Origin of the sequence: Micromonospora mangrovicola (assembly GCF_047200535.1) — a bacterium.
In the GTDB taxonomy this organism is placed as follows: Bacteria; Actinomycetota; Actinomycetes; order Mycobacteriales; family Micromonosporaceae; genus Micromonospora.
The window spans coordinates 1-1,323 of the sequence record NZ_JBJZOG010000233.1; the positions used below are offsets into that span (position 1 = coordinate 1).

The 1,323-nt window shown below is 70.7% G+C and carries 2 protein-coding genes; both read left to right on the forward strand.

Going from position 1 to position 1,323, the window contains the following annotated elements; genetic code table 11:
* The first annotated feature begins 85 nt into the window (after nucleotides 1-85).
* On the forward strand, nucleotides 86-214 hold the full coding sequence (locus ACL02O_RS34205; RefSeq protein WP_412822321.1) for a hypothetical protein: 129 nt from the start codon (nucleotides 86-88) through the stop codon (nucleotides 212-214).
* A 20-nt stretch (nucleotides 215-234) separates the two neighbouring features.
* Nucleotides 235-1,119: an aminoglycoside phosphotransferase family protein gene (locus tag ACL02O_RS34210; RefSeq protein WP_412822322.1), complete on the forward strand. Its 885-nt coding sequence runs from the start codon at nucleotides 235-237 to the stop codon at nucleotides 1,117-1,119.
* Nucleotides 1,120-1,323: the final 204 nt, after the last annotated feature.

Here is a 1,323-nt window from a genome sequence, read left to right on the forward strand (position 1 = left end):
TAATGAATAGCCGGCTCGCCGGCATCCCGACCGTCCTTTGTTCGACACCGCTCCATCGCATCGGTACGACGGCGAGGCAGCGGAGGTGTTTGCCGGTCAGATGCACACCGACGGCGGACCCGGCGGGCTCGCCGCCGACGCCGAGGCCGCGGTACAAGCGATCGATCCGGCGCACGGCTCGGCGTCGTCCGAATTCGATTGGCAAGATGATTGAGCCGGTTCTACGGTCGCGCGATGCGCCCTGGAGAGATCGTCGTCGCTGTTGAGCAGATACGCGCCCTGATCGACGAGCAGTTCCCCGAATGGTCGGACCTGCCGATCGTTGCGCAGCCGTTGAACGGCACCGACAACGCGCTGTTCCGGCTGGGTGATTCCCTGACAGCACGGCTGCCGCGGGCCCAGTGGGCGGTCGACCAGGTGGCGACCGACGCGACCTGGCTGCCGCAGCTGGCACCGCATCTGCCAGTGCCGGTGCCGGTGCCGATCGCGGTCGGCCGGCCGGGCGGGGGCTATCCGTGGCCGTGGACGGTCGTCCCGTGGCTGAACGGGCGCAATCCGGAAGCCGGGCAGGACCTCGTCGACCTCGCCGTCGACCTCGCCGCCTTCGTGCGCGCGATGATCGCGATCGACCCGATGGACGGGCCAGTCAAGGAGGGGATCCAGCGCGGCGTACCTCTGGTGCAGCGGGACGAGCTGACCCGCCGGTCGATCGCGGCGCTGGGCAACCGGATCGACGGGCGAACGGTGACCGCGGCGTGGGACGAGGCGATGACGACGGACGAGTGGCCCGGACCGCCGGTATGGCTGCACGGTGATCTCCTGGAAGGCAACCTGCTGGTCGACCGGGGCAGGCTCACCGGGGTGATCGACTTCGGCGGTCTCGGCCGCGGCGATCCGGCGGTCGAGGTACGACCGGGCTGGAGCCTGTTCGATGCCCGCCCGCGGGCCGCCTACCGGGAGGCGCTCGGGTTCGACGAGGCGACCTGGGTGCGCGGGTGGGCCTGGATGCTGTCGGGCTCGCTCTACTGGCTGGCGGACCTATGGGACTCGATCAGCGAGGACGACCGCGAGGACACGATCCGCTACATCGACTACATCGTGCGTCACCGCCACGACTGACCTGCGATGCCCACGCGATCACCGTCGGGCGACGCCCGGACGGCAGCGTCCAGAGCCCGGCCGCGAAGCTAAGTCGGCTGACGCTGGCGAGCAGCGCGGCCGGGGCCGCCCACCTTGCGAGTGGGGGCCCTGGCCGTCGCCCGCGCCAGCCTGCTGCGCGACAGCCGGTGGGAATGGGCGCCGCGACTACACAGCGACCTGCAG

What these genes read in the sequence shown, in the direction of transcription:
- ACL02O_RS34210 (WP_412822322.1), top strand. Translation starts at nt 235, where the DNA reads ATGCGCCCTGGAGAGATCGTCGTCGCTGTTGAGCAGATACGCGCCCTG.